We start from the raw sequence: 6,068 nt of genomic DNA, 5'->3' as shown, positions 1-6,068 counted from the left end.
TCACCGTGGAGCGGTCCACCAAGTCGCAGCACCTCACGGCACCCCCACCGGCCACAACCACCCCACGCAAAAACGGCTGGAACGTCACGTCTCCGCGATCGACCAGCCGTTGATGCAATGCCTAAATATACCCGTGCTCGCGGAACGATACGTAGTCCGTGCTGCCAATCACCAGGTGGTCTACCAACGCGATGCCCACCAAGTTGCTGGCCTCCAACACATTTTGTGTCACGCTAATATCGGCTGAACTCGGCTGCGGATCACCACTCGGATGGTTGTGCACCATAATCATCTGGGCCGCGCCGTACAGAATTGCCTTCCGCAACAACACCCGTTGGTCAATGAGGCTACTTTCAATCCCACCTACCGATACGGTTTCCTGCTTAATGATTTGGTTCTTCACGTCCAGGTACAGAATCAGCATTTCTTCGTACGTCCGGCCCGCAAAGTGGCGAATCATCGTTGACCCTAGCTCACCCGCACTCACCACTTTGCCGTGCCGCACCGCCAACCGCGACTGCGCCCGGCAGCCTAGCTCAACCATCAGCAATAACTTCTGCGCCACCGTGCTACTCAATCCCGGTAATGCGGCTACCTCGTTCACCGTCGCTGCGGCTAATTGCTCCAAATCCGGATAATGTTGCAATACCGACTGGACGGCTCGCGTAGCGTCGGCCGCACCCGCTACGTGGACGGCAGCCGTCACCAACTCGCGGTCCCCCAGCAAGTTGGCCGCAGTCGGCATAGCAATAATACGTTCGTTTTGTTCCACCAAAACACCCCCTCGCAAAGATATTTCGCAAGGGGGTGACACAAAACTACTTAGTACCTAACAAAGTTTGGCGGACATCACTCACTAAGTACAACGAGCCCATAATCACCACCGTGCGACTTGCGTCACCGGCCAAGATGGTGGCCAGGGCGTCCTGCCAACTAGCCGCCACCATGGCGTCCTCCTCGACCGCTTTGTACTCGTCAATGCTGGCCGCACGTGGGTTGTCCGGTACCGGCACGTACACTACGGGCCAATCCGTCTTGGCCAGCTGCCCCATCATGGTGTCCAGATCCTTATCGTGCAGAATGCCCGCAATAATGACCACGTCGCCGGCACCACCAAAAAGTTTGACCGCACCCAACGCGTTGCGCATACCGTCAGGATTATGGGCACCATCAAGCACCACGGTCGGGTCCGTGCTAATCACTTCCATACGTGCTGGCACGACTGCCGCCTTCAATCCCCGCTTAATTTCCAAAGCCGTTACTGGCCAACTTTGCAATCGGGCGTAGGTTTTCGCCGCCCGCACGGCCACAGCCGCGTTGTGTGCCTGGTAATCACCGGCCATCGGGACCCACAGGCCGGCCATACTGCCATCCCCGTCCTGGTACTTAAACACGGTGCCACCATTCCGGTAATGCACCCCGCTAACCGCAAAGGCGTCGCCCAGCGTAGCCAGCGGACTTTCAACCGCCGCAGCCTGCTTACGCACCGGGCCCAACGCGTCCGCAACCAAGTCCGCCGTCACCGTCGAACTTCCAGGGGTGATAATCCCCGCCTTTTCGGTCGCGATGGCGCCAATGGTATGGCCCAAAATCCGCGTATGGTCCAAAGCCACGTTGGTAATGACGGCCACATCCGGCTTGATCACCGTGGTCGCGTCGTGCGTACCCCCGATGCCAACCTCAATGACCGCTACGTCCACGTTATGCTGGGCAAACGCCGCGAACCCCATGGCGGTCACAAATTCAAACTCCTTCAAAACAAAGTCGCTATCCTGAGCCCGCAGTTCTGTGTATATACCAGCAACTTGTTGGGCCAGGTTGAGTAACTCATCGTCGCTAATGGGAGTCCGGTCAATTTGAATACGCTCGTTAAAGCGGTTGATGAATGGGGACGTGAACATCCCCACCGTCAGGCCGCTTTGCTGGAGGATACTGGCAATCATGTTGGTCGTCGAGCCCTTACCGTTGGTCCCGGTAACGTGGATATAATGACCATGCTGCTCCGGATGATTGAGTGCTGCGAGGACCTTCAACAGGTTTGTGTGGTCCGCCGTTTTGGTGATCCGGGGTAAGTCATGAATAAACGCCAACGCGCCCGCATAATCTGTAAACATATTCCTTTTTCCTCCTCATTATCGCTACCAACACTGTTTGCTCGCGCTGGGCTTCACAAGTACTTACTGCCCTCACGTACCGCAAGCGTGCTGAGTTGTGAATGATCAGTCATGAACTGCCGTACCCAGGCTGAATCCGTCTTACTGTATTGCCGTAGCGCCCACCCAACGGCCTTCTGGATAAAGAACTCGTCCGTATCGATGTCGTACTCAATGGCCCGGGTTAACAGCGCGGTATCCGTAGCATCTTTGCTGGCCAGTTGTAGGGTAATGGCGACCCGCCGCATCCAAAAATTATCGTGCTCCGCAAAGATGCCGAACACATCTGCCAGCGTCTGCGGATACAGCCGCACATAGTCGCCAAATAGTGGCCGCCACGCATCGACGGAATCCCACCAGCTTTTGCGCATGACTAGTGGACCCAGTGCCACCAAGTCGGCTAATTCATATTGGCGCGCGTGCTTCCGCGCCAAATCGATTGCCAGGTACTGATATTCGCGTTCATCACGGGCATACAAATCATTAACGGTTTGAATGACCGTGGGCACCGACCAGCCACGGCTAGACAGAAGCAACAGCCGCGACTGGAGTTTGCGCTCGGGTGTCTTCAAACCCGCAAAGGGAAACTGGTTGAGCATATACTTAGCCATCGCCGCCTGATTAGTGACGTTCGGCACAAAGTTAAAATCGACCACTACTTTTCCCCCTTCACATCCACTACCGTTAAGTTAATTTTACCATGTTACCCACCCACGACGTTAACCGTAGTGACCAAAATACAATTATTGGCGCACGCTAATAGGGCCGCACGCGCCGCCCTCCATGAGCGGTGCGTGCGGCCCTATCGCCTAACACACAATATTACGGAACCATTAATTAGTTTTGTGCAGCATCCAGCTGTGCCAGACGTTCCTGAGCAGCTGCCTGCTCAGCGACGAAGCCAGCACGCTTTTGCTTCTGTTCCTCGATGACTTCTGCAGGTGCGTTCTTGGTGAAGCCGGGGTTACCCAACTTCTTATCAATCCGCGTAATCTCACCATCAAGTTTAGCGAGGGTTTTGTTCAACCGGGCAGTTTCCTTGTCAAAGTCGACTAACTCAGCCAAGGGCACGTAGACGGTGGCACCGGCCATAACGGCGGACGCCGATTTCTGCGCCTCTTTGACCTCCACCCCGTCAGCCAGAATTTCCAGCGTCTTGGTGTGCAGGAACCGATCCAACACTTCGCGGTTTGAAGTAAACGCATTTTCGAGTTGGTTGTCGTTCAGCGAAATAATCACGTCAATTGGCGTGCTCAATGGGGCGTTCACGTCGTTACGAATCTTCCGGACGGCCCGGATCAAGTCGAGCACGTTCGTCATTTCCGCAGCGGCTTCATCGTTATCGAACTCGGCGTGCGTGACCGGGTAGGCCGCCGTCACGATTGAATCACCTTCATGTGGCATGTTCAACCACAGCTTTTCAGTAACGAACGGCATGATTGGGTGGAGCAACCGCAGAATCTGGTCCAGGACGTACAACAGGTTGTTGCGCTTCTCGGCTTTGGCCACCTCATCGTCGCCAGTCAGCGTAGCCTTACTGATTTCGATGTACCAGTCCGCAAATTCGCCCCAAATAAAATTGTACAGGTCACGGCCAGCTTCACCAAACTCAAACTTATCGAACTTGGCGGTTACACTGGCAACCGTCCGGTTCAACTCAGCAAAGATCCACTTATCGGCCAAATCGAACTTCGCTGGGTCGGGCTTGTGGGCGGGGGCCTGGTCAGCATCCAGGTTCATCATGATGTAACGCGAAACGTTCCAAATCTTGTTGATGAAGTTCCAGGCCGAATCCAGCTGCGTGTAACTAAAGCGGGCGTCCTGCCCAGGAGTCGTCCCGTTGGCCAGGAACCAGCGCAGTGCGTCGGTCCCGTACTTATCAATGACGTCAATGGGATCAATCCCGTTGCCCAAAGACTTACTCATCTTGCGGCCCTGCTCGTCACGCATCAACCCGTGAATCAACACGTGCTCAAAAGGACGTTGGTCGGTAAAGTGTAGCCCCTGGAACATCATGCGGGCAACCCAGAACGGAATGATATCATAGCCAGTTACCAACGTGTTGGTCGGGTAGTAGCGCTTGTAATCAGCCGCATCCGTGTCCGGCCAGCCCAGCGTGGAGAACGGCCAGAGCGCGGAGCTAAACCAGGTATCCAGAACGTCGGGATCCTGTTCCCAGTTTTCAGCGTCTTCTGGTGCTTCCATCCCCACGTACATGGCTCCGGTTTCCTTGTTAAACCAGGCCGGAATCCGGTGTCCCCACCAAAGTTGACGGGAAATAACCCAGTCATGGATGTTTTCCATCCAGTTAGTGAGTGTGTGTTCAAAGCGGCCAGGCACAAAGTCGACTTTGTTGTCCGTCTTCTGGTTGTCCAGCAGCTTCTCGGCTAGTGGCTTCATCTTCACAAACCACTGGGTCGACAGGCGGGCTTCCACCTGCACACCGGTACGTTCAGAGTGCCCAACCGAGTGCACGATTGGTTCAATCTGAATTAAGTCACCGGAAGCCTGCAGGTCCTTTACCAGGGCCTTGCGGCAATCAAACCGGTCCATGCCTGCATACTTACCAGCCTCGTCGTTCATCGTGCCGTCATCATTCATACAGTTGATGCGTTCTAGGTTGTGGCGCAGGCCGACCTGGAAGTCGTTAGGGTCGTGGGCGGGCGTAATTTTAACGGCACCAGTCCCAAAGTTCATGTCGGCGTGCTCATCAGCGATAATCGGGATTTCCCGACCAACGCCAGGGACAATGACCTTCTTACCAATAACCTTCTCATAGCGCGGATCGTGGCGGTTCACGGCCACCGCGGTATCACCAAACATGGTTTCAGGCCGCGTCGTCGCAATTTCGATGCCGCCCGGCGTACCGTCAGCAAACTTGTAGATCATATGGTAAAAGGCACCCTCGTCGTCCTGGTGAATAACCTCGATGTCGGACAGCGCGGTCCGGGCTTGCGGGTCCCAGTTAACGATGTACTCGCCACGGTAGATTAAGCCTTGGTTGTACAGATCGACGAACACTTTGCGCACGGCTTGAGACAGCCCCTCGTCCAGGGTGAACCGTTCGCGGTCGTAGTCGAGTGACAGGCCCATTTTGCCCCACTGGTTGCGGATAATCTTGCTAAATTCATCCTTCCACTCCCAGACCTTCTCAACAAACTTGTCCCGGCCGAGATCGTAGCGACTAATCCCCTGCTCACGCAGTTTGGCCTCAACTTTGGCCTGGGTAGCGATACCCGCGTGGTCCATCCCTGGCAGGTAGAGGGTGTCGAAGCCCTGCATCCGCTTCTGGCGAATAATCATGTCCTGCAAAGTCGTGTCCCAAGCGTGCCCCATGTGCAGCTTACCCGTTACGTTTGGCGGTGGGATAACGATAGTGTATGGCTTGGCCTTTTGGTTGCCACTTGGTTTAAAGACACCCGATTCGACCCATTGCTGGTAGCGGCCGTTTTCAACGGACTTGGGATCGTACTTTGGTGCTAATTTGTGTTCCGTCATGCTGATTCCCCCATAAAAAGTGTTTTCGTTAGTGCAAAAAAGTGACTGTCGCCGTGACTGTGCTCCGCGAAAACAAAAAAGACCCATCCTAACGTATTAGGACGAGTCTACTCGCGGTGCCACCTAAATTGGTCGCCCTGCGGCAACCCACTCAGTACGGATAACGGCCGTAGCCGACCATCCTTACTGCTAGTTCAGGACGGCACTCACAAGCTACAATTAACAACCCGGTCGCAACTTGCACTCACCGTTGCGTCTCTGTGAAGCCGGCGCTGTTAACCCTCTTGCTCAACGTATTGGCTACAGTATAGCCGATAGCCGGTGAACGGTCAACGGTTGGCGACTGTAAAAGGATGGCTTTTTAGCGAACGGCAGCGTCGGTCGGGCCGGGGAGCTGCGGCTTACGTGGGGTGCTCC

4 protein-coding genes and 1 other annotated feature are annotated in these 6,068 nt (G+C 55.2%); all 4 genes read right to left on the bottom strand.

All coding sequences use genetic code 11. From position 1 onward, the window contains the following. Nucleotides 1-121: 121 nt before the first annotated feature. The 4 genes from LPA02S_RS10345 to LPA02S_RS10330 all read right to left on the bottom strand — a co-directional run bounded on the left by LPA02S_RS10345 (nt 122) and on the right by LPA02S_RS10330 (nt 5,651). On the bottom strand, nt 122-772 hold the full coding sequence (locus tag LPA02S_RS10345; protein ID WP_056957129.1) for a JAB domain-containing protein: 651 nt from the start codon (nt 770-772) through the stop codon (nt 122-124). Between the two features lie 46 nt (nt 773-818). Continuing rightward, nucleotides 819-2,114: a bifunctional folylpolyglutamate synthase/dihydrofolate synthase gene (locus LPA02S_RS10340; protein ID WP_054648835.1), complete on the bottom strand. Its 1,296-nt coding sequence runs from the start codon at nt 2,112-2,114 to the stop codon at nt 819-821. A gap of 53 nt (nt 2,115-2,167) precedes the next feature. Continuing rightward, nucleotides 2,168-2,809: a DNA alkylation repair protein gene (locus LPA02S_RS10335; protein ID WP_225355000.1), complete on the bottom strand. Its 642-nt coding sequence runs from the start codon at nt 2,807-2,809 to the stop codon at nt 2,168-2,170. 181 nt (nt 2,810-2,990) lie between these two features. After that, on the bottom strand, nt 2,991-5,651 hold the full coding sequence (locus LPA02S_RS10330; RefSeq protein ID WP_054648833.1) for a valine--tRNA ligase: 2,661 nt from the start codon (nt 5,649-5,651) through the stop codon (nt 2,991-2,993). A gap of 94 nt (nt 5,652-5,745) precedes the next feature. Then, nucleotides 5,746-5,952 (bottom strand) — a binding site (T-box leader). Between the last annotated feature and the right edge of the window lie 116 nt (nt 5,953-6,068).

The sequence above is a fragment of the Lacticaseibacillus pantheris DSM 15945 = JCM 12539 = NBRC 106106 genome (assembly GCF_001591865.1).
Lineage (GTDB): Bacteria > Bacillota > Bacilli > Lactobacillales > Lactobacillaceae > Lacticaseibacillus > Lacticaseibacillus pantheris.
Note: the sequence above shows the minus strand (reverse complement) of the source record. Positions and strands in the feature narration are given on the sequence as shown.